Here is a 22,352-nt window from a genome sequence, read left to right on the forward strand (position 1 = left end):
ACTTCGACCCTGAGCGCATCGCCGCGGCCGCGGACCCCAGTCCGCACCAGAAGGAAGGATTCGACATGAACGCCGCTGCCCACACGCTCCTGCCCCTGCGGGCGGACGCCGCGTCGTCCGCCGTCGGCGCCATCGAACGGCCGCTGCCGGCCTGGCTCGGCGCGTGCGCGCTGATCCAAGGCTTTCTCGATGCGGCCGAATGCGCGGCGCTGATCGCCGCCGCCGAGAGCCGCGGTTTCGCCGGCGCCGGCGGCGACTATCCGCCGTCCTACCGCAACAACGACCGCCAGGTGCTCGACGATCCGGCGCTGGCGCAGCGCCTGTTCGAACGCCTGCGCGAGTACGCGCCGGCCGAGCTCACCGATGCCGACGGCGCGCGCTGGCGGCTGCGATCGCTCAACGAACGCCTGCGCCTGTGCCGCTACCGTCCGGGCCAGCGCTTCAACGTGCACCAGGACGGCGTGCACCACCGCGGCCCGGACCTGCGCAGCCGCCTGACCTTCATGATCTACCTCACCGACGGCGACGCCTTCGTCGGCGGCGACACCTTGTTCTACGCGCACGGCCCCGGCCGCGGCGGCGAGGCCGACGGTGCGCCGCTGGCGCGGGTGCGGCCGCGCGCGGGCGCGCTGATCCTGTTCGATCACGCGCTGTGGCATGCCGGCGAGGCGGTCGCCGCCGGGGTCAAGCACCTGCTGCGCAGCGACCTGATGTACCAGCGCATCGACGGCCATCGCGAACCCGCGCAGGCGGCGCGCGCCGATGCGCCGTTCGCGCCGGGCCACGACGGCTATGTGTGGACGCTGGCGCGCCTGCGCGACGGCCGCATCGCCAGCGCCGGGCGCGACGCGCAGGTGCGGCTGTGGTCCGGCGACGGACGCGAGCAAGCGCGGCTGCGCGGCCACGCGCAGTCGGTGCTGGGCCTGTGCGAATTGCCGGGCGCGCGGCTGGCGACCGTATCGCGCGACCGTGGCCTGCGGATCTGGAACCTCGCCGACGGGCGCTGCCTGCGCAGCGAAGTCGCGCACGATTCCGCGGCGCTGTGCCTGGCCCGGCTCGGCGACGGGCGCTTGGCCAGCGGCGCCGCCGACGGCCGCATCAGCGTGTGGCGCGACGACGGCGAGCCGCTGCACGGATGGGCCGCGCATGCGGGTTGGGTGTGGTCGCTGTGCGCGCTGGGCGGGTCGGGGCTGCTCAGCGCCAGCGAGGACGGCGAACTGGCCTGGTGGGACGCGCAGCGCGGCGAGCGCATCGCCCGCCTGCATTGCGGCGTTGCGTTGCGCAGCGTGGACGCCTGCACGGATACAGGCGATGCCTGGGTCGCGTTCGCCGGGGTGGACGGCCGCGTGCGCATCGCCCACGCGGCCGACGGTGGATTGCGTTGCGAGCGCGACTGGCCCGCGCACGACGCTGCGGTGCGGCGGGTGCGCTGGTTCGGCGACGGTCGCCTGGCCAGTTGCGGCGAGGACGGGCGGGTGCGGGTGTGGGACCGCGACGGGACGCTGCTGCACGAACGGCGGCACGACAACTTCGCCACCGATGCGTTGCTGCTCGACGACGGGCGCCTGCTCAGTTGCGGTTATGACAGGGTGTTGCGGACGGGTTGATCGGGTTTCGTCGCATCTGCAGTGTCGCGGTCGCGGCTCGCACCGCTCCTACAGGGGCTTCGCCCGGTTCGATTCCAATTGTAGGAGCGGCGCAAGCCGCGACCGCGACACCGCAACTACGCCGCGACCCAACGCCCACCATCGCCCCTCCCCCGCGCACGGGAGAGGGGCGCCCGCTCAGCTCTCGTACGCCGACTCGCCATGCGTGGTGATGTCCAGGCCCTCGCGCTCGGCCTCCTCGGCCACGCGCAGGCCGACCACCGCCTTGACGATCACGAACGCGACCACCGACACCAGCCCCGACCACACCACGGTGATCGCCACGCCCAGTGCCTGCACGCCGACCTGCGCGGCGATGCTGTCGTTGCCCGCGCCCAGGCCGAAGCCGCCCAGCGCCGGCGCGCTGAACACGCCGGTCAGCAGCGCGCCGATGATGCCGCCCAGGCCGTGCACGCCGAATACGTCGAGCGCGTCGTCGGCGCGCAACAGGCGCTTGAGCCCGTGCACGCCCCACACGCAGGCCGCGCCGGCGATCGCGCCGATGGCGATGGCGCCGAACGGGCCGACCGTACCGCAGGCCGGAGTGATCGCGACCAAGCCGGCGACCACGCCCGATGCGCCGCCGAGCATCGACGATTTGCCCTTGGCGATCTTCTCCACCAGGCTCCACGCCAGCGCCGCCGCGGCGGTGGCGAGCAAGGTGTTGAGGAACGCGAGCGCCGCGCCGGAGGTGGCCTCCAGGTTGGAGCCGGCGTTGAAGCCGAACCAGCCCACCCACAGCAGCGACGCGCCGATCATGGTGAAGGTCACGTTGTGCGGCTTGAGCGCTTCGCGTCCGTAGCCCACCCGCTTGCCGACGAAGTAGGCGCCGACCAGGCCGGCGACGCCGGCGTTGATGTGCACCACGGTGCCGCCGGCGAAGTCGATCGCGCCCTTGGCGAACAGGAAGCCGTCCGGCCCGTACCAGACCATGTGCGCGATCGGCAGGTAGGCGAAGGTGAACCAAATCGCCGCGAACAGCAGCACCGCGGCGAACTTGATCCGCTCGGCGAACGCGCCGACGATCAGCGCGCCGGTGATGCCGGCGAAGGTCGACTGGAACGCCACGAACACGTACTCGGGCAGCGCCACGCCGGCGGTGAACGTCGCCGCCAGCGAGTCCTTGTTTACGCCCTTGAGGAACAGTTTGTCGAAGGTGCCGATCCAGGCGTTGCCGCCGGCGAACGCCAACGAGTAGCCATAGCTGACCCACAACAGCACGATCAGCGAGAACACCGCCAGCACCTGCATCAGCACCGACAGCACGTTCTTGGAGCGCACCAGCCCGCCGTAGAACAGGGCCAGACCGGGCACGGTCATCAACAGCACCAGCAGGGTCGAGGTCAGCATCCAGGCCACGTCGCCCTTGTCGACCACGGGCTTGGCGGCTGCGGCCGCGGCCGCCGCCTCTTGCGCGTGGGCGGGGGCGAACGCCAGCAGCGCCGCCAGCGGCAGCGCGGCCCACAACATCGTCTTGCAGATCCGCTCGCGCGAGCGGTCGTCGAAACTCTTCGCGTATTTCATGGAGATTTCTCGCAGGCCGAAGTCAAGGGGCTCGTCGTCAAAGCGCGTCGTCGTCGAGTTCGCCGGTGCGGATGCGCACCGTGTTCTCCACCGGCACGACGATGATCTTTCCGTCGCCGACCTTGCCGGTGCGCGCGGCGTTCTGGATCGCCTCCAGCGCCGCGTCGAGCTGGGCGTCGGGCACGGCGCACTCGATCTTGAGCTTGGGCAGGAAGTCGACGACGTACTCGGCGCCGCGGTACAGCTCGGTGTGGCCCTTCTGTCGCCCGAAGCCCTTGACCTCGGTGACGGTGATGCCCGATACGCCGACTTCGGTGAGCGCTTCGCGCACTTCGTCGAGCTTGAACGGGCGGATGATCGCGATGATCAGTTTCATCTCAAGGCTCCTGGTAGCAAGCGGGTCGGCACGGCGTCAGAACGCCTTGCTCACGGTCACGGCGAAGGCGCTGTCGGCCAGGAAGTTGTCGTGGGCGTTGGTGTAGAGCGCTTTCTCGGCGTCGGTGTCGCTGTAGGCCGCGGCGACCGAGAACCCGTTGTCGAAGCTCTTGGTCACGCCCAGCTTCCAGTCGGTGTACTCGAACGCCCCGTTGCCTTCGATCCACTGCCTGCCGCCGTGCAGGTTCAGCGTCCAGCCCGGCTGGAAGGTCCAGTTGAGGTTGGCGTCGAGATAGCCCGAGCCGTCGGAATCGGCGTAGCCGAACAGGTCGGTGAGCGAGTACGAATACTTCAGCCCGATCGACACCGTCTCGCTCGCCGCGAGCGTGCCGCCCAGGTACGCCTCGGTGGTGTTGGGGCTATTGAAGCCGGACGGATAGCTGCCCGGGTAGTAGTAAGTCAGCACGCCGACGTCGTAGGAGAAGATCTCCCCGGCCTTGCCGCGATAGCCCAGGTAACCGTCGAGTTCCAGGCTGCTGGAGATGTCGTCGCCGACGACGACCGTGTCCGCCAGCCAGCTGACGTTGCTGCCCCAGGCGCCGGCGTAGAAGCCGTTGTCGTGGGCGTACTCGATGCCGGCCTGCAGCGCCGGCTTCTGGTTGGTCTGGGACACGCCGCGGAACAGATAGTCCGTGGTCAGCGCGACCGAGCCGCTGGTGCCGGCGAACGCCGGCGCCGTGGCGCAGGCGAGCGCCAGCGCGAGCAGGCCGCGGCGCGCGGCGCGGCCCTGGTGCGGAGCGTGTGCGGGCGTCGTCCTGACGCGGGACGCCGTGGTGGCGACGGCATCGATGGTGTGATCGCTGGTGTGAGACGACATGACGCAGGCTCCTCATAAGCGGTGGCCCCTCCCCGGTCATTGCTTCGCGAAGGAAGCGGTGGTGCGGGATGCGGCGGAACGCTTCGTCGTCGTTCTCGCCGTTTTTCGGAAACAAGCCGCCCCGCGGCGGACGTGGCCCGTCGTGCGCGTTCTCCTGGTTGAAGTCGGAATCGAAAGCCGCCCAAACGAACACGGCCCGAAGCGTTCGCTTCGGGCCGTGCGGGTTACAACGCCTTGCTCATGAACACGCTGTTGGGGTCGTCGCGATAGTCGGCGAACGGCCCGCAGTAGTCGAAGCCGTAACGCGCGTACAGGCTGCGCGCGGGCCCGAATCCATCCATCGAGCCGGTTTCCAGGCTCAGCCGCCGGTACTCACGGCGCGCGGCCTCGGCGAGGATGTGCTCGAGCATCGCCGCGGCCACGCCGCGCCGGCGGTGCGCGCCGGCGGTGCGCATCGACTTGATCTCGCCGTGCGCCGCATCCAGTTGCTTGAGCGCGCCGCAGCCGAGCAGTTCTTCGTCGTCCCACGCGCTCCAGAAGCTGATCTGCGGATGCTTGAGCGCGTCCAGGCCGAGCGCGTGGACGCTGTCCGGCGGCGACAGTTCGGCCATGCCTTGCAGGTGTTCGCGCAGCAGCGCGATCACTTCGGGACGGTCGAGCTGGCCTGCGCGGATCTGCATCGGTCGCCGCTCCTGCGTTTGCGAGGCAAAGTACATTCCGAAAGCGCCGGCGCGAGGCCGCCGCCCTGGGAGATTGGATCGTTGCGGATGCAGCGCGGCCGCGCGATGCGGCCGCGCCGCGGCGCCGTCAGACGGCGTAGTACATCTGGTATTCCAGCGGGTGGGTCGCGGCGCGGAACTTGGTCACTTCCTGCATCTTCAGCGCGATATAGCCGTCGATGAAGTCGTCGGTGAACACGCCGCCGGCCTTGAGGAAGTCGCGGTCCTTGTCCAGCGCTTCCAGGGCCTGGTCGAGCGAGTGGCACACGGTCGGGATGCCCTTCTCCTCTTCCGGCGGCAGGTCGTAGAGGTCCTTGTCGCTCGGCGCGCCCGGATCGATCTGGTTCTTGATGCCGTCCAGGCCGGCCATCATCAGCGCGGCGAAGGTCAGGTAGCCCGACTGGATCGGGTCGGGGAAGCGCATTTCGATGCGGCGCGCCTTCGGGTTGGCCACGTACGGGATGCGGCAGCTCGCCGAACGGTTGCGCGCCGAGTACGCCAGCATCACCGGCGCCTCATAACCCGGCACCAGGCGCTTGTAGCTGTTGGTGCCCGAGTTGGTGAAGGCGTTGATCGCGCGCGCGTGCTTGAACACGCCGCCGATGTACCACAGCGCCATCTGCGACAGGCCGCCGTAGCCGTCGCCGGAGAACAGGTTGACGCCGCCCTTGGCGAAGGATTGGTGCACGTGCATGCCGCTGCCGTTGTCGCCGACGATCGGCTTGGGCATGAAGGTCGCGGTCTTGCCGTTGCGGTGGGCGACGTTCTTGATGATGTACTTCATCGTCAGCAGTTCGTCGGCCTTGGCGACCAGCGAGTTGAACTTGGTGCCGATCTCGCACTGGCCGGCGTTGGCGACTTCGTGGTGGTGCACTTCCACCTCGATGCCGACCTGTTCCAGCGTCTTGCACATCTCGGCGCGGATGTCGTGCAGCGAGTCGAGCGGGGCGACCGGGAAATAGCCGCCCTTCACGCCCGGACGGTAGCCGCTGTTGCCGCCTTCGTATTCGCGGCCCGAGTTCCACGCGGCTTCTTCCGAATCGATGTGGAAGAAGGTGTGGCCCATGTCGTTGGCGTAGCGCACCGAGTCGAAGATGAAGAACTCGGGCTCGGGGCCGAAGAAGGCCTGGTCGGCGATGCCGCTGGACTTGAGGTAGGCCTCGGCGCGCTTGGCCACGCCGCGCGGATCGCGCGAGTAGGCCTGCATGGTGGCCGGGTCGAGGATGTCGCAGGTCAGCACCACGGTCGGATCGGCGGTGAACGGATCCAGGAACGCGGTCGAGGCGTCGGGCAGCAGGATCATGTCCGACTCGTTGATGCCCTTCCAGCCGCTGATCGAGGAACCGTCGAACATCTTGCCGTCTTCGAACAGCGCCGGCTCGACGATCGACTTGGGGAAGGTCACGTGGTGCTGCACGCCACGCATGTCGGTGAAGCGCAGATCGACGAATTCGACCTTGTGGTCCTTGATGAGCTTTTCGACGTGTTCGAGGGACATGGCTGGGATCCGGGATTGGGGAGTCGGGAATGGGGAAGCGGGCAACGCGGGGGCATGGAGCGCCTGCCAAGGAAGAAAGCAAGTCGCGTGCCAAGCGCTATGCTTACCCAAGTAATTGATTCAAAAGGATGATCGGCTAAGCAGTCCAGCCGAATGCACCAATATCGTGCAAACAAAACCCGCTTCGCACCAATTTGGGAAAAGGACCTTTCCGCTATTCTGACCGCCGGCCGCGGCCTCCCCCGACCGCGTCGCCGTGCGATTCCCGACTCCCTATTCCCGACTCCCGCCCCCCAATGACCGATCTGCTAGCCGCCCTTCTCCTGGGCATCATCGAAGGCATCACCGAATTCCTGCCGATCTCCAGCACCGGCCACCTGCTGATCGCCCAGCACTGGCTCGGCGCGCGCTCGGACCTGTTCAACATCTCGATCCAGGCCGGCGCGATCCTGGCGGTGGTGGCGATCTACTGGAAGCGCCTGTGGGGGCTGGCGGTCGGCTTCACCCAGCGCGACAACCTTGACTACCTGCTCAAGCTCGGGCTCGCCTTCGGCATCACCGGCGCGCTCGGCATCGTGGTCAAGAAGGCCGGCTTCACCCTGCCCGACCACGTCGCCCCGATCGCCTGGGCGCTGGTGCTGGGCGGCGTGTGGATGATCGCGGCCGAGCATTTCGCCGCCAAGCGCGCCGCCGCGCTCGGCGAGCGCAGCGACATCACCTGGACGGTCGCGACCCTGGTCGGCATCGCCCAGGTCGTGGCCGGCGTGTTCCCGGGCACCTCGCGCTCGGCGGCGACGATCTTCGTCGCCCTGCTCGCCGGCACCACCTCGCGCGCGGCGGCGACCGAGTTCGCGTTCCTGGTCGGCATCCCGACCATGTTCGCCGCCAGCGGCTATGAGCTGATGGGCGTGATCGGCACGCCGGCCGCGGCGCAGGAAGACTGGAGCGCGCTGGCGGTGGCCTTCGTCGCCTCGGCGGTGACCGCCTTCATCGCGGTCAAATGGCTGCTGCGCTACATCCAGAGCCACCGCTTCACCGCGTTCGCGATCTACCGTCTCGTGTTCGGCATCGCCCTGCTGTGGCTGATGCCGGCCGGCAGCTGAGGAATCCGCCATGCCCGATCCGCAACCACCGCACGCCGACGCCGCGCGCCTGGAGCAGGAACTGCTCGAAGACCAGGCGCTGTCCGCCGCCGAACGCTACGCCGCGTTCCTCGCCGCGGTCGCCGACAGCGGCCGCTTCTGGGTGGCCGAGTCGGGTGAGTACCTGCTGACCCTGTTCGACGGCGACGGCCAGGAACTGTTGCCGGCCTGGCCCTCGGCCGCGACCGCGCACGCCGCGCTGGCGCAGGCGCGCGCGCAATCGCCGAACCTCGCCGGCTACGCGCCGGCGCCGCGCGAACTGGCCGCCTGGCGCGAACGCGCCGCCGCGGCGATGGACGAGGCCGGCGTCGGCGTCGGCACGTTCCCGGACCTGGCGATGCAGTGCGCGGTGGTCGCGCCGGCGCAGTTGCTCGAACACCTCGACGCGGTGATCGCCGACGCCGGCGCGGCGGCGGACGAATCCGCCGACGCCGCGCCCGCGCTCGACCTCGCCCAGGCGCAACGCGCGCTGGCGCAGAAGTTCGCCAAGCCCAAGGGCGACTGAGCGCGCGGCCGCGCGCCGGCCAGCACAGACGCAGGCTCCATCCGTGTCGCCGCGGCCGCGGCGACTCTTCGATAATGCGAGCCTCATCGCATATCCCTGCCGGCGGAGCGCGCCGTCCTGCCTCAGGCTGGGCGCCCCGGTATGGAGATCGCCATGCGTCCGTTCCTGTCGCCCTTGCGCATCGCCGTGGCCGCCCTGGTGTTCGCGCTGCCGGTCGCCTATGCCGTGGCGGTGTACGCCAAGCCGGCCGGCTACCTCATCGATGAGTCGTCGGACCCGACGATCGTTCCGTTGCCGCGACGCGGCGCCAGCGTCGCCGACCTGAGCGAATACCGCTGGCAGGTGCAGCTGGCCACGCGCGCCGACGGCAACGCGCTGGCGTTGCTGCAGGCCGATGCGCTGGATCAGGTCTATCTGGAATTCGGTCCGCAACGCATGAGCTTCAGCGGCGGCGCCAACGAGATTTCGATGTACTACCGGATCGACGGCTCGCGCATCGCCTCTTTCGTTCCCACCCGGCTGGGCCTGCGCAAGAAGGGCGGCGGCTTCGTCTCGACCGCGGTCGGCACCCGGAGCGAGCGCCCGCTGGCGATGGACAAGCTGCTCTCCGATCACCTCGCGCCGCCGTTCGAACATTGGCTGGAAGGCAGCGGCGCGACCCAGCGCCTGCACCTGATCGGCGCCGACGGCACCCACTTCATCCTGCAGACCACGGATGCGGCCTATGGCGTCAAGGGCGAGCCCGTGACCCTGGAAGTCGCCGCGGGGCTGAAGCGGTGTTCGACCGGTTGCGGGCCGCTGAATCCGCCCACGCCCGACTGCCTGTCGGTGCGCGAGTTGCATTCGGCGAAGGGCAAACCGCAGACCGCGTCGGAATGGTTCACCCTGCCGCGGCACGCGTTGGACGGGCGGCGCCTGCAAGAAAACCAGCATCAGGTGCTGGAAGCGCGCCGCTACCCCAGCCTGGCCGGCAAGCAGTGCTCGGCCGGCATCTATGTCGTCGACTACGTGTCGCGCTACGAGGACATTCCCCAGGTCGAAAGCGACGGCCTCACGACCGCGACGAGCGCGCGCTGAGCCCGACCCGCGCCTGAACGCGCAAAACCCCACGCCGCGCGGCGCTGCGTTCATCTGTTTTTCGCGACTCACCCCGGATCATTGCGCCCATGAAAAACCAACGCCCCGTGTTCCTCGCCGCCGCGCTGTCCAGCGTCCTGCTCGCCGCCTGCGCCGCGCCCTCGACTTCCGCCGACAAGGGCGCCGACCCGGCCAAGCCCAAGGTCGATGCGACGATCAAGAACGACGCCGCGCCGGCCGCGCGCATCAACCTGCGCGGCTTCACCTGGAACCTCGACAGCGCCGTCGACGCCGCCGGCAAGCCGATCGCGCTGCTGCAGCGCGAAGGCAAGTACGGCCTGAAGCTGAGCTTCGTCGGCGACAACCTCGGCGTGTCCGGCGGCTGCAACCACGTCGGCGCCGGCTTCAAGCTCGACGGCGACCGCCTGCACGTCGGCGATTTCCGCACCACCCTGATGGCCTGCCAGGACGCGCGCCTGATGCAGATGGACAGCGCGATCGCCGAACAGCTCAAGGGCGATGTCGCCTACGCGGTCGAAGGCCAGCCGCCGAACCCGCGCCTGCTGCTGACCACCGCCGCCGGCGCCAAGCTCGTCCTCAGCGGCGAGCCGACCGCGGAAACCCGCTACGGCAGCGCCGGCACCACCGAGTTCCTGGAAGTGGACTCGCAGTTGCGCGAGTGCCCGCATCCGCTGATGCCCAACCACAAGTGCCTGTGGGTGCGCGAGCGCAAGTACGACGACAACGGCGTCGCGCTCAAGACCGCCGACGAGTGGCATTTCCTCTACCAGGACATCGAGGGCTACCAGCACGAGGCCGGCATCCGCAACGTGGTGCGGGTGAAGAAGTTCGACGTCAAGAACCCGCCGGCCGACGCGCCGTCGGTGGCCTACGTGCTCGACATGGTGGTCGAGAGCGAAGCGGTACCGGTGCCGAAGGCGAAGTAAGCGCGGCTCGCGCACAGGCGCGATCCAAACCCGAACGAAAAGCCCGGCCGCTCGCGCGGCCGGGCTTTTTTGTCTCGTGTCCGGTCACGTTGGTCCGCGAGATACTAGGCACACCTTGAGTGCTCGATGGACACATACATCTTCAGCGGGCCTTCCAATCTGCGCTCGACGTCTCGTTGTCCGTTCGATCGCGTTGACACCAGCAGCCTTGATGGGCCAATCAGGGTTGCATCGTTGGCATCGCTTGGCGCTAAGGCAATGGACGCAGCGGAAGAAGGAACCCACATGACACGCAACGCCATCGCCAAGACCCTGAGAGGTCCCGCCCGCCTTCGGATGACCCACTGGCCACTGCTGACGCTGGCCTTGGGTGCGCTGACGGCGTGCGCGCAGCCGCCGGGCGAGCCAGCGCCGACAGGCTCCGTTCCCTCCACCGCGGCTGTAGACGCTGCAGCCAAGGGCCAACAATCGGTCGGCTACGACGTTCAGGGGCTTGAGCGCCGGCTGGTGAACTTGCTCGTGCGGCTGGAGAGCTTCGACGACGTCCAACCCCGATCGGTGGCCAAGAGGTTCGAACTGAAGCTGCAACCAAGGGCCAAACAACCCCTCAGCCTGGAAGGCGTTGGGAAGCTGTCCAACGGCTGGGTGTTCAGCGTGTGGGCTTGGCAAAGCGAGCCCAACGCGCCGCCGCAGGCGCCGCTGCAGTTATTTTTTTACCCGGGCGGCGACGTCGACCCCGGCCTGTGGGTAGATCCCCCCTGCTTTGTAAACACCACCGGAATGCTCGCTCAGCTTCATGCCGCGGGCTACACGGTGCTGGATGAGCTCTCCAATTTCCCATTTCACTCGGTTCAACTTCGACGAACCACCTCCAAGGTCGACATCATCGCGCGCGTGGGGGACTACCAGATGCTGAGTGGCCCTTTGGAGGACACACGGTGTCTCCGCGATCTCACCGTGACCGTAAGGCCCGCGTCTTCGCCGCGGTGATGTGTTGGAAGCAGGCGGTTAAGGAAAACGGCGATGCGCAACCTTCCCCCCGAACTCGTTCCGCTGTTGAGCGGACTGCCGCCCGCCGCTAAAGCCGACGTGCGGGCCGCGATCGAAAGCTCCCCCTACCTGTCGTCGACCATGGTGGACGCAGCCCGGCAGAACCGCGTGAACCATATTGCGGTCACGACCACGCCCCACCAAAGCGGGCATTACGACGTCGTTGAGAAAACCATCTTCATCAGCGCGGACCAGTTCGCGGAAAAGAACGCTGGCGCGCGCGTCGACAACATCACCGCGACACTGGGGCACGAAGCCAGCCACGCCTATTTCAGCGGCCACCTCAACCAAGCGCTTCGGCGGCTCGACACGGAAACGGCCGACGCTATCCGCGATGCGGGTCCGGGTGGACGTGTCGATCTGACCGACCCATTCGAGCGTTACTTGCTGGCCGCGCGCGAAGGCTAGGCAGTGGCCGAGATCGGGGGCATGAACGCGCTCGCCAGCCGGGTGCGCGAACAAAACGGCGGCACGTTCGACCGCAAGGATTTTCTTGCGCGCGCGGACGCCACCACCCACTGCATCAGCCCCGGCAAAGGCGGCGCTCCGGCTTTCGCCCGCGACATCCGCATGAGCGACGACGGGCTCATCTACGCTGGCAGCGTCCCGCTCGTGGCGGACAAGCACAATCCGAACCCCAACCGCGAAGCCGTGGCGTTGTGCCACTTCGACCTGCCTCCCAAAGAGGCTAACCTGGGCCGCGCAGGCGGTTCGGACTACCAGAACTACTACGCGCCCCGCGCCATCACGTCTGCATCGCGCGTGCTCCAGGGCTGGTCAAACCCCGTGGAACCCTCACTCGACCTGGAGCGTTTGAAGCTCGACCCCATGCTGATCGAGCGCAACGGACTGAACCTCGGCGGGCCCGGCAAGGTCTTCAGCTTCATCGACACGAGCAAGGGCGGGATGCACTGGACGACCCTGCACAACACGAGGACCGAGCCCTCGACCGTCGCCCCCGACATAGCGCCTGAGCCACGCGCCTTGCGCGCGGACAGCCCAGGTCACCCGGACCACGCCGCCTTCGAGATGTTCCACCGCGCGGCCCAGGCCGACGGCCGCTGGAGCCAGGCCGAGGCCCGCAACCTCGCCGCAGCTGGCTTGGCGGCCGTGAAGGCCGATGCGATCGTTGGGGCAAACCTCACTGGGGTCGTGATCGGCAAGGCTGTGGACGGGGGCGCGAACCTGATCGGGTATGCCTCCCCGCACGGGCCGGCCGGGCCGCACCACCACTTGGCGATCGACGCCGGCAACGCCGCGCAAGCGCCCGCGGAGAAGAATCTGGACCGGGTGGAGCACCTCAACCGGCAACCAGCCCAGCAGCAGGCCCCATCGCCAACGCAGGGCCCGGATGAGCCGCTCCAGGGTGGCCCGAAGATGACCCTCTAAGACGCGGCAGCGGGCACCCGCCTTACCCCGCACCAACACGCACGTGGGTCTTTTGCGCGGCGTCAGCGCGACGCGACCACCGGCTGCGCGCGCACCACCAGGGTCTTGGGCAGGCGGTCGTGCCACGCGGTCGGGCGATCGGCCGGCGAGAACAGGATGGTGAACTGCTCGAACGGGATCAGCCGCGCGACGGTGCGCGCCAGCACCTGGCCCCAGCTCGGCGGCCGGCCCTGTTCGTCGACCACGCGGGTGTTGGTCACCAGCTTGCCCAGGGTGACGCCGAACATGCCTTCCATCGGCACGTAATAGACCAGCAGGACCAGCGCGGTCATGGCCAGGTCGCGCAAGGGGTCGGGCTGCTTGAGCGTTTCGATCACGCCCGGGTCGATCGCCGAGTAGACGCTGAGCCCGCAGAAGATCAGCGCCACGCAGGCGGTGCTGTCGATGAGGTAGTTGACCAGGCGCTGGATGCGGCTGGCCACGACCAGTTGCGCCGCGCGCTCGGCGCGGATCTGCGCCTGCGGCGCGGTGTAGGGATCGTGCGGTTCGTTCATGGCTGCACTCGTTGGATCACAGGGTTCGCGTCTGGCCGCCGTCGACGTCGACGATCGCGCCCTGCATGTAGCTGGCCGCGTCGGAGGCCAGGAAGGCGACCACGCGCGCGACTTCCTCGGGCGCGCCGAAGCGGGCGACGCCGAGCGTGCGCGCCAGTTCCGCGGCGGCGTCGGCCGGCGCCAGGCCGCGCTCGCGCGCGAGCGCGTCGACCCGGGCCTGGTTGCGTTCGGTGGCGATGGCGCTGGGGTTGACCGCGTTGACGCGCACGCCGTCGCGCACGCCGCGGTCGGCCAGCGACTTGGTCAGGTTCAGCAGCGCGGCGTTGACCGCGCCGCCGATGGCGAATTCGGCGCTGCCGGTGCGCCCGCCGATGCCGGCGATGTTGACGATGGCGCCGCCGCGTTGGGCCAGCGCCGGCCACGCCGCGCGGCACAGCCGCACCGCGCCGAAGAACTTCAGCGCGAAGCCGGCGTCCCAGTCGGCGTCGGCGAAGGCGAGGAAATCGCCGCGCGGGGTCGCACCGGCGTTGTTGACCAGCACGTCGAGGCGGCCGAAGCGCGCCTGCGCGGCCGCGACCGCGCGCGCGGCGGCGTCGGGCTCGGACAGGTCCGCCGGCAGCGCCAGCGCCGGGCCCGGCAACTGCGCGGCCAGCGCGTCCAGCGCCGCGCCCGAACGCGCCACCAGCGCCACCGCGCAGCCCGCCGCCGACAGTTCGCGCGCGATCGCCGCGCCGATGCCGCGGCTGGCGCCGCTGACCAAAGCCACCCGCATGCTCACCCCTCGACCACCGGGTTGAGCGAATAGGTCGCATAAATCGATGCCTGCCCCAGCACGTGCCCGTGCATCGCATTGAGCGCGTCGCCGGCGGTGAAGCGCGGTTCCAGCGGCAGCCGCTCGACGTCGAGCGCGTAGAGGCGGAAGAAATAACGGTGCAGGCGCAGGTCGTTGGGCGGCGGGAACGGGCCGTCGTAGCCGTACCAGTCGCCAGCCATGTCCGGATCGGAGGCGAACCAGCCGGTGTAGTCGTTCAGGCCCTGGCGCGCGCCGCGCGGGCCGGCCGGATCGCGCTTGCCGTGCGCGACCACGCCGTCGCTGCAGCTGCCGGCGGCGATCTCGCGCACCTCGGCGGGAATGTCGGCCATCACCCAGTGGATGAAGTCGCCGCGCACCTGGTGCTCGGGAATCTGCACGTCGGCGCGGCCGACCATCTCGGCCACGGTCGGCACGTCCGGGTCGATGCAGATCAGCACGAACGAGCGCGCGCCCGCGGGGACCTCGTCCCAGGCCAGGTGCGGATTACGGTTGGCGGCGAAGCCGAAGCCGTCGGCGCTGGCCTGGCCGGCGGCGAATTCGGCCGCCAGGCGCTGGCGGTGCTGGAAGCTGTTGCTACGGATCTGCATGGCGAACTCCTGGGGCGAGTCGGGTTCTCGGTGCGCCTGCCGCGGCGTGCGGGACGGCGCGCGGGCGCGGGTCGAAACGGTGCTGCGTCGGAACCGGGCCGCGCGCGGTGCCGGTCGGTCGCGGCGATGCGGGGCGGCGACGCCGCGTGGATGCAACGGCCATGATCGCATCGGCGCATGACCGCGACCGCCGCCGCGCATCGGCGGCGGCGGCGCGGCGCGCGCCTCAGCGCTCGGGATAGCCGAGCCGGCGCGCGACCGGGGCGAGCGCGGCGAAAGCCTCGTCCAGCGCGCCCCGGTACTCGCGCCAGCGGCCGTCGGCCATGCGCGGGCGCAGGCGGATGCCGGCCGGCAGTTGCACGTTCACGCGCAGAGTGTCGGCGAGCACCTGGGCGATCGCGGCCGGGTCTTCGCCGCTCTCGTCCAGGCGCAGCAGCCGGTGCGGGAACAGGTCGCCTTCGTGCAGCTCGGCGACTTGCTCCAGGCTCTGCGCCAGCCAGCGCGCGGCCGGCTCCGGCGCGCTCAGCGCGTACGGCGTCGGGCTGCCGTAGGCGAGCCAGTCCAGCAGCATGTCGCGCGGGTCGCGGATCGGGATCAGCAGGAACGCCTCGGGCAGGTACGGGCGCAGCGCGCGCAGCAGGGCGTTGTCCCACCACAGCAGCCAGTCGAACACCGGGCCTTCGGCGGCGCCGCGCGCGGGCAGCGCGGCGCGGTAGAGCTTGACCAGGAACGCCGGATCGAGGCTGCCGTTGAGCAATTCCTCGACCGTGCCGTAGCGCTGCATCGGGTCGGTCGGCGGCTGCGCGCCGAAGCGGTCGGCCAGCAGCGGCGCGCCGGCGGCGTTGAGCACGTTGGCGATGCGTTCCACCCGCGAGCCCGGCGCGCCCCACAGCATCAGCAGGCCGCGGCCGTTCTCCGGCACCGGCGCCAGCGCCGGCCAATCGCCGCCGCCGCGGCGGCTGATCGGGTTCAGCGGCAGGCGCTGGTCGGCGGCTTCGGCGTGCAGTTCGGCCCAGGTCGCGGCCGCGGCCTCGGGCTGGCCGGCCACGTCGAGGGTCTGGCCGAGCAGCTGGCGCAGTTCGCGCTTCACCGCCGGGTCGGCGGCCATGCCGATCAGGCGCTCGATGCGCTCGGCGGCGGCGTCGGGATCGCGCTCGGTCAGGCCGTGGACGATGCGCATCTCGGCGTTGGTGTCGCCCGGGCTCAGCTCGACGATGCGGTGGGCGATGGCCTCGGCCTGCTCGTGCTCGCCGCGGTGGTCGTGCACGGCGGCGCGCGCTTCCAGCGCGGCCAGGTGCTCGGGCATGGCCTCGCGCCAGCGTTCGATCACCGCCAGCGCCGAATCGTCGGCGAACGGCTCCAGCGCCAGCCGCGCGCGCCACAGGTGCGGCACCTGCGCATGCGCGGCCAGCGCGGTTTCCAGCGCCTGGCGCGCGTCGTCGAAGGCGCCGGCGCGGCGCCAGGCTTCCATGCTGAGGTCGAGCGTGCGCGGGTCGTGCGGGTATTCGGCGAACAGGCCCTGGGCGAGCTGCAGCGCGCGTTCGCTGCGGCCGGCGTCGAGTTCGAGTTCGGCGGCCCAGCGGCGCACGCCGAAATCGGCGCCAGCGCGGTCGGCCAGCGGCGCGATGCGCGCGGCGGCTTCCTGGAAGCGCGACTGGCGGCGCAGCAGGTCGGCGATCAGCAACTGCAGCGTGGGCTGGGCCGGATTGAGTTCGTCCAGGCGCGCGAAGCATTGTTCGGCGAAGGCGAGATGGTCCTTGGCCAGGTAGGCGAAGCCGAGCGCGTGCAGCACCTGCGGATCGTCCGGCGCGACCGCGGCGGCCTGGCTGAGCACGGCCAGGGCGCGGTCGGCGTCGCCGCGGCGCAGCGCCAGCATGCCCACCACCGCGCCCACGCGCGGATGGTCGGGGGCGATGCGCGCGGCGGTGCGGCCCAGCCGCTCGGCCTCGTCGAGGTCGCCGCGCAGCAGCGCCAGCTGCGCCTTGACGATGTAGGCGGGGAATTGGTTCGGGTCCAGGCCGATCGCCCGCGCCAGGGCGGCCTGGGCCTCATCGAGCTGGCGGCCGTCGAGCAGCGCGCCGGCGCGCTCCAGGTGCAGTTGCGCTTCTTCCGGCGCCAGGCCGATGGCGCGGTCGAGCGCGGCCACCGCAGCGTCGCGATCGCCGCCCAGGCGCAGCGCGGCGGCGTGCAGGCGGTGCGCGGTGGCGTCGTGGGGGTTGTCGCCGGCGAGCCGTTCGGCGGCGGCGATCGCCTCCGCCGCCGCGCCGCGGCGCAGGGCGTCGAGGGTGGTTTCGTACATGTGACGTACTTCGCGCTGGATTGGTGAGACGGGGATTGTAGGGGTGCGCGCCGGTTTGCGCGGCTTTGCCGGGTTGGGCCGCAACGCTGGGCGCTGGTGCGGCCGGGAGCGCGGGCGTCGGGGCGCGGCCGGTTGCGGCCGGCTCCGGTGGGCCGCGAGCGACGCGCACCGCGGCGTTCGCGGTCCGGCGCAGTGGCGCGGTCGCGGCTTGCGCCGCTCCTACACGGGCTTGGGCCGCGAGCGCTGCGCGCCCGGCTTCAGCCCGCCGCCAGCGCCGCCAGCCGGTCGGCGATCCAGCGCTCGGCGAAGCCGTCCAGCCGCGCGTTTTCCAGGAACCCGCAGTGCCCGCCCCACGGCGCCACTTCCAGACGCGAGTGCGGCGGCAACTGCAATTCGCCGAACGCGTCCAGCGGAATCACCGGATCGTCCGCGGCCATCAGGATGCTGGCCGGCACCTGCAACCGCGCCAGCCGCGGGCCGGCGATGGAATAGCCTTCGAAATAGCGGTCCAGGGTGCCGAAGTCGGTGTGCCGCTCGACCATCCACTGGGTCAGCGGGCGCATGCGCAGGCCCAGGGTGCGGTCGTCGAAGTCGTGCACGGACGGAAACAGGTTGCGCTTGCGCGCCAGCGAATCGCGCCACTTGCGCTCGAAGTACCACAGGTACATCGGCAGCCCGGTTTCCATCGAATCCATGGTCCGCGCCGGGTCCAGCACCGGGCACACCGCGACCGCGTGCGCCAGCGGCAGGCCGACTTCGCTGGCGCGCAGCGCCAGGCGCAGGGCGAAGTTGCCGCCGAGCGAGTAGCCGGCCACCGACAGCGGCCGCAGCGGGAAGCGCCGCGCCACTTCCTGCGCGGCCTGCACCACTTCCTCGAGCCGGTTGGAGTGGAACAGGCCTTCGTTGAGGTGGTGGGTGTCGCCGTGGTCGCGGAAGTTGAGCCGGAACACCTCGAACCCGCGGCCGAGCAGCTGCGCCGCGGTCAGGCGCATGTAGTTGGAATCGGCGCTGCCTTCCCAGCCGTGCAGCAACAGCACCAGCCCGTGCGGGCGCACGCCCGGCACGGCGCTGTGCAGGCCCTGCAGGCGCACGCCGCTGGCGGTTTCCAGCAGGTGGATCTCGGTGCGCGCGCCGGCCGCGGCCAGGCGCTGTTCGGCGGTGCGCCGGCGCAGCGGGCTGGAGCCGAGCACCGACTGCACATGGGCGTTGCGCAGCCAGCGCGGGGGCGCGTAGTCGGCGGCGGTCAGCATCGCCGCCTCAGCTCGCCATCGCCTCGACGATGCGCTGCCGCGCCAGTTCGGCGATACGGCGGCGGCCGTCGGCCTCGCCCGGACCGATCGGGGCGAGGAAATGCACTTCCGCCAGCCGCCCGGGCTCGCCGAGCAGGCGCAGGAAGTTGGCGAAGAAGCTTTCGCGGCCCTGGAACGCGACCACGGCCTGGGCGTCGCCGCGCTCGCCGTAGCGCAGCGCCACCGGCTGCACCGGCACGCCGGCCTCGACCGCGGCCATGAAGATGCGCGCGTGGAACGGGCCGATCTCGCGCCCGCCGCGGGTGCCGCCTTCGGGGAACACGCCGACCGAACGGCCCGCGCGCAGGCGCGCGAGCATCTCGTGCAGCACGCCGCCGAGCGATTCGGTGCTGCCGCGCGAATGGAAGATGGTGTGGCCGCGCGCGGCCAGCCAGCCGACCACCGGCCAGCCGGCGATCTCGCGCTTGGCGACGAAGCCCATCATGCGCTGGCTGTGCAGGATCTCGATGTCGACCCAGCTGACGTGGTTGGCGACGAACAGCGCCGCACCCGGCAGCGGCGTGCCGATCCGGCGCAGGCGGAAGCCGAACACGCGCATCAGCCCGGCCGACCAGGCCCGGATCACGCGGTGTTCCAGCGGGACCTCGCCCCAGGGGATGCGGGCGGTCGGCAGGGTGATCAGCAGCAGCACCAGCGGCAGGTGGACGAACACATGCCACAGCAGCAAGGGCGTACGGACCAGGTAACGCAGCGCACGCGCGGCCGACGCCCCGGTGGGCGCGACCGCGCCGGCGTGGGGAGGCGGCGCATTCATTGCGTGCACGATACCGAAGCGCCGCCGCAGCGGCCAGCGTCATTTGGCGGAACGCCGCGTCCGGCGAAGCCGGAGGCGGCGGCGTTGAAATTTCGACCGGATCGATACGGGAGGGCGTTCAGGCCCGCTGCTCTCGTTCCCGATCGCAGCGACCCGAGCGCACAGCGTCGTGCCCGAAGGCTCTCCCGCCGCAGCGAAAGCCGCGGCGGCCCTGGCTGGGCAGGGCCGGGCGGATTCAGCGGGTCTCGACCGCCGGCCGCGCCGCCGCGCCGGCCGCGCCGGACTCGCGCTGGCCGACCTTATGCCCGACCTTGGCGAAGAACAGGATGTACAGGTAGCACGGCACCATCAGCGCCAGGAACACCGCCTGGAAGTCGAAGTGCTGCTTCAGCACCGCGTACAGCTGCGGCACCACCGCGCCGCCGGCGATGCCCATGACCATGATCGCCGAGCCGGTCTCGGTGTGGCGGCCCAGGCCGCGGATGCCGAGCGGGAAGATCGCCGGCCACATCATCGCGTTGGCGAAGCCCAGCGCGGCCACGAACAGCACCGAGACGAAGCCGTGGGTGGCGAACGCGCCGATGCTCAGCGCCACGCCCAGCACCGCCGACCACGACAGGTAGCGCTCCTGCGAGATGAAGCGCGGGATCACGATCAGGCCGACGATGTAGCCGAGCAGCATGCCGCCCAGGGTGAAGGAGGTGAAGAACTTGGTCTTGTCCAACGGCAGGCCGAAGCTGTGGCCGTAAGTGCCGATGGCGTCACCGGCCATCACCTCCACGCCGACGTAGACGAAGATGCACAGCGCGCCGAGCCACAGGTGCGGATAGCCGAACAGGCTGCGGCCGGCGCCGCCGTTGCCGGCGCCGCTCTTGTTGACCTCTTCGCCGCGCAGTTCCGGCAGCGGCGAGAACAGCACGCCGACCGCGAGCACGGCGAGCACGCCGGCCATCAGCAGGTAGGGGCCGTGGATGCTCGAGGCGAACTGGTTCAACAGCTGTTCCTTGGTCGCCGGATCGGCGCCCTTGACCTGCTCGGCGAGGTCGCCCATGCCGTGCAGCACCAGGGTGCCGAGCACGATCGGCGCGAGGATGCCGGCGATCTTGTTGCAGATGCCCATCACCGCGATGCGCTGGGCGGCGCCCTCGATCGGGCCGAGGATGCTGATGTAGGGATTGACCGCGGTCTGCAGCACCGCCAGGCCCGCGCCGATCACGAACAGGCCGCCGAGCGCGCCGGGGTACCAGCGCTGGGTGGTGAACTCGCCGAACACCGCCGCGCCGATCGCCATCACCAGCAGGCCCAGGGCCATGCCGCGCTTCATCCCGGTGAAGCGCAGGATCGAGGAAGCCGGCAGGGCCAGGAAGAAGTACGACAGGTAGAAGGCCATCGGCACCAGGAACGCGCCGACCTCGTCCAGGTCGAAGGCGAGCTGGGCGAAGCCGATCAACGGGCCGTTGAGCCAGGTGACGAAGCCGAACACGAAGAACAGCGCGCCGATGATCCCGATCGACATGAGATAGCGCGGCGGCGCGCTGGCGTTTGCAACCGACATGAGACATCCCCTCCCAGGGCAGGCGGGAGACGCCCGCCGCGTGCGCCCTTGCTCCGGTTGACCGGCACGACAAGCGTTGGCCCAACGTTGTCACAAGTGCACGCGTCCTGCCAACCGGGACCGCCCGATTCGGCCGAAACCCGCGCCAGAACGTGATCTCCGGCGCGCGCCGGCATGTTGCGGCGCATCAATAAAAGCGCGGTCGCAGGCACGGTTTGCGCCCGTCGATGACGGTTTTGCGGAGTCTTGTTGACAACGTTGTCAAAGCGGGTGCAGTCTCGGCGCCGCCAAGGGGAACGCTCAAGGGCAGCCGTGGAGGGCGCATGCAGTGGGACGGGTCGTTGGAAACCGGGCAATCGCAGCCGCAGCGGCCGCACCACGGGCGCTCGCGCCGCATGAACGGCCGCAGCGACGCGGCGCGGACGCAGGTGCGCGCATGAGCGCGGCGCCGCGACTGAGCCCGGCCGCTTCGGCCGAGGCCGGCACCTTCATCGCCGCCGACGTCGGCGGCACCCACACCCGGGTCGGGCTGGTGCGTCCGGGCCAGGGCGGCGACACCGTCGCCGTGCTCGCCCACCGCAAGTACGTGTGCGCCGATTACCCGAGCCTGGCGCCGATCCTGGCCGAATTCATCGCCGGCAACGGCGTCGGCGTCGAGCGCGTGGTGATCGCCTGCGCCGGCGTCGTGCTCGAAGACCGCGTGGTCAACTCCAACCTGCCGTGGCCGATCTCGCTGTCGGAACTGCGCCGCGAGCTGGGCCTGCGCGAAGTGTTGTTCATCAACGATTTCCAGGCCAACGCCAACGCCGCCCAGTGCATGGCGCCGGAAGACTCGACCCTGCTCACCCCGGGCGTGCGCGACGCCGCGCCCGGCCCGGTGCTGGTGATCGGCCCGGGCACCGGCCTGGGCGCGGCGATCCGCATTCCCAACGGCCGCGGCACCGTGGTGCTGCCGACCGAAGCCGGCCACACCGCCTTCGCGCCGGGCAACGCACGCGAGGTCGACATGCTGCGGCTGGTGCAGCAGCGCGGCCACGACTACGTCAAGACCGAGCACTTCGTCTCCGGTCCGGGCCTGGTCAACCTGTACGAATCGCTGTGCACGCTGGCCGGCGCCGAGCCGTCGCTGCGCGCGCCGGCGGCGATCACCGAGGCCGCGCGCCGCGGCGAGGCGATCGCGCGCGAGGCGGTGCTGACCTTCTGCGCGCTGCTCGGCAGCGTGATCGGCGACCTGGTGGTGATCAGCGGCGCCAAGTCGGTGTTCATCGCCGGCGGCATCCTGCCGCAGCTCAAGGATTTCGTGCCCGACAGCCCGTTCCACGCGCGCATGCTCGACAAGGGCGTGATGCGGCCGGTGCTGGAGACCGTGCCGGTGCGGCTCATCGAGAACGAGCGCCTGGGCGTGATCGGCGCGGCCAGTTGGTACCTGGAACACGCGCGCGACGCCCACGGCGACGCGGCCCGTCCCATCGCGTAACCGCATCACCGTCGCGCGGCGCGCAGGCGCCGCGCGGCACAGGCAGCACACGCTCAGGCGCAAGGCCACGGCAGGCTCGCGGCCCTCGCACCGAAGGCGGCAGTACCGCAGCACGGCTCACCGCAGCACCGGTACCGGTCCACGGGCGGCATCGCCGCGACCGGCCGCAGCAGCACCGCACCGACCACCGCACGCACAAAGACAACCGGACTCGACGACGAACCGGCCACCGGACGATCGCCGAGCCATCACC

At 70.4% G+C, this 22,352-nt stretch carries 21 protein-coding genes; 9 read left to right on the forward strand and 12 right to left on the reverse strand.

Annotation, left to right across the window (positions count from 1 at the left end; all coding sequences use genetic code 11):
- Positions 1-65: 65 nt before the first annotated feature.
- Entirely contained in the window at positions 66-1,607 is a 1,542-nt protein-coding gene (locus tag BLV01_RS13430; protein WP_175485932.1) for a 2OG-Fe(II) oxygenase, read from the forward strand.
- A gap of 177 nt (positions 1,608-1,784) precedes the next feature.
- Here BLV01_RS13430 and BLV01_RS13435 read toward each other — a convergent pair whose 3' ends face one another.
- The 5 genes from BLV01_RS13435 to glnA all read right to left on the reverse strand — a co-directional run bounded on the left by BLV01_RS13435 (position 1,785) and on the right by glnA (position 6,639).
- Entirely contained in the window at positions 1,785-3,116 is a 1,332-nt protein-coding gene (locus tag BLV01_RS13435; RefSeq protein ID WP_217633512.1) for an ammonium transporter, read from the reverse strand.
- A 91-nt stretch (positions 3,117-3,207) separates the two neighbouring features.
- Positions 3,208-3,546, reverse strand: a complete 339-nt coding sequence (locus BLV01_RS13440) for a P-II family nitrogen regulator (RefSeq protein ID WP_091800271.1) — start codon at positions 3,544-3,546, stop codon at positions 3,208-3,210.
- A gap of 36 nt (positions 3,547-3,582) precedes the next feature.
- Positions 3,583-4,422 carry a TorF family putative porin gene (locus BLV01_RS13445; RefSeq protein WP_091800273.1) on the reverse strand — a complete coding sequence of 280 codons (840 nt, stop codon included), beginning with the start codon at positions 4,420-4,422 and terminating at the stop codon, positions 3,583-3,585.
- Between the two features lie 224 nt (positions 4,423-4,646).
- Positions 4,647-5,102: a GNAT family N-acetyltransferase gene (locus tag BLV01_RS13450; protein ID WP_091800275.1), complete on the reverse strand. Its 456-nt coding sequence runs from the start codon at positions 5,100-5,102 to the stop codon at positions 4,647-4,649.
- 127 nt (positions 5,103-5,229) lie between these two features.
- Entirely contained in the window at positions 5,230-6,639 is a 1,410-nt protein-coding gene (gene glnA, locus BLV01_RS13455; RefSeq protein ID WP_091800277.1) for a type I glutamate--ammonia ligase, read from the reverse strand.
- A 296-nt stretch (positions 6,640-6,935) separates the two neighbouring features.
- Between glnA and BLV01_RS13460 the strand changes: the two genes are divergently transcribed.
- The 7 genes from BLV01_RS13460 (at position 6,936) to BLV01_RS13490 (ending at position 12,749) form a co-directional block, all read left to right on the forward strand.
- Complete coding sequence (locus BLV01_RS13460; RefSeq protein WP_091800278.1) at positions 6,936-7,742, forward strand: undecaprenyl-diphosphate phosphatase; 807 nt, start codon at positions 6,936-6,938, stop codon at positions 7,740-7,742.
- A 10-nt stretch (positions 7,743-7,752) separates the two neighbouring features.
- Positions 7,753-8,286, forward strand: a complete 534-nt coding sequence (locus BLV01_RS13465) for a DUF2750 domain-containing protein (RefSeq protein ID WP_091800280.1) — start codon at positions 7,753-7,755, stop codon at positions 8,284-8,286.
- Between the two features lie 153 nt (positions 8,287-8,439).
- On the forward strand, positions 8,440-9,363 hold the full coding sequence (locus BLV01_RS13470; protein ID WP_139178679.1) for a hypothetical protein: 924 nt from the start codon (positions 8,440-8,442) through the stop codon (positions 9,361-9,363).
- 89 nt (positions 9,364-9,452) lie between these two features.
- Positions 9,453-10,310, forward strand: a complete 858-nt coding sequence (locus BLV01_RS13475; protein WP_091800286.1) for an META and DUF4377 domain-containing protein — start codon at positions 9,453-9,455, stop codon at positions 10,308-10,310.
- Positions 10,311-10,595: 285 nt separating this feature from the next.
- A complete protein-coding gene (locus tag BLV01_RS13480) occupies positions 10,596-11,300 on the forward strand; it encodes a hypothetical protein (RefSeq protein WP_139178680.1) in 705 nt (234 codons plus the stop codon).
- 33 nt (positions 11,301-11,333) lie between these two features.
- A complete protein-coding gene (locus tag BLV01_RS13485) occupies positions 11,334-11,768 on the forward strand; it encodes a hypothetical protein (protein WP_139178681.1) in 435 nt (144 codons plus the stop codon).
- 21 nt (positions 11,769-11,789) lie between these two features.
- A complete protein-coding gene (locus BLV01_RS13490; protein ID WP_091800295.1) occupies positions 11,790-12,749 on the forward strand; it encodes a hypothetical protein in 960 nt (319 codons plus the stop codon).
- Between the two features lie 62 nt (positions 12,750-12,811).
- Here BLV01_RS13490 and BLV01_RS13495 read toward each other — a convergent pair whose 3' ends face one another.
- From BLV01_RS13495 to BLV01_RS13525, 7 genes are all read right to left on the reverse strand, one after another.
- Positions 12,812-13,303, reverse strand: coding sequence for an RDD family protein (locus BLV01_RS13495; RefSeq protein WP_091800298.1), 492 nt, complete (start codon positions 13,301-13,303; stop codon positions 12,812-12,814).
- Positions 13,304-13,319: 16 nt separating this feature from the next.
- Positions 13,320-14,075 carry an SDR family oxidoreductase gene (locus BLV01_RS13500; RefSeq protein ID WP_091800301.1) on the reverse strand — a complete coding sequence of 252 codons (756 nt, stop codon included), beginning with the start codon at positions 14,073-14,075 and terminating at the stop codon, positions 13,320-13,322.
- Positions 14,076-14,077: 2 nt separating this feature from the next.
- Positions 14,078-14,704 carry a YbhB/YbcL family Raf kinase inhibitor-like protein gene (locus BLV01_RS13505; protein WP_091800304.1) on the reverse strand — a complete coding sequence of 209 codons (627 nt, stop codon included), beginning with the start codon at positions 14,702-14,704 and terminating at the stop codon, positions 14,078-14,080.
- A 226-nt stretch (positions 14,705-14,930) separates the two neighbouring features.
- A complete protein-coding gene (locus BLV01_RS13510; protein ID WP_091800307.1) occupies positions 14,931-17,003 on the reverse strand; it encodes a tetratricopeptide repeat protein in 2,073 nt (690 codons plus the stop codon).
- 257 nt (positions 17,004-17,260) lie between these two features.
- Positions 17,261-18,250, reverse strand: a complete 990-nt coding sequence (locus BLV01_RS13515; protein ID WP_091800529.1) for a YheT family hydrolase — start codon at positions 18,248-18,250, stop codon at positions 17,261-17,263.
- Between the two features lie 10 nt (positions 18,251-18,260).
- Positions 18,261-19,067, reverse strand: a complete 807-nt coding sequence (locus tag BLV01_RS13520) for a lysophospholipid acyltransferase family protein (RefSeq protein WP_091800310.1) — start codon at positions 19,065-19,067, stop codon at positions 18,261-18,263.
- Positions 19,068-19,302: 235 nt separating this feature from the next.
- Entirely contained in the window at positions 19,303-20,622 is a 1,320-nt protein-coding gene (locus BLV01_RS13525; protein WP_091800313.1) for a sugar MFS transporter, read from the reverse strand.
- A 436-nt stretch (positions 20,623-21,058) separates the two neighbouring features.
- Here BLV01_RS13525 and BLV01_RS13530 point away from each other — a divergent pair, with 436 nt between their 5' ends.
- A complete protein-coding gene (locus BLV01_RS13530; RefSeq protein WP_091800316.1) occupies positions 21,059-22,099 on the forward strand; it encodes a glucokinase in 1,041 nt (346 codons plus the stop codon).
- Positions 22,100-22,352 lie beyond the last annotated feature (253 nt).

Source organism: Lysobacter sp. yr284, from assembly GCF_900107375.1.
GTDB lineage: Bacteria > Pseudomonadota > Gammaproteobacteria > Xanthomonadales > Xanthomonadaceae > Lysobacter.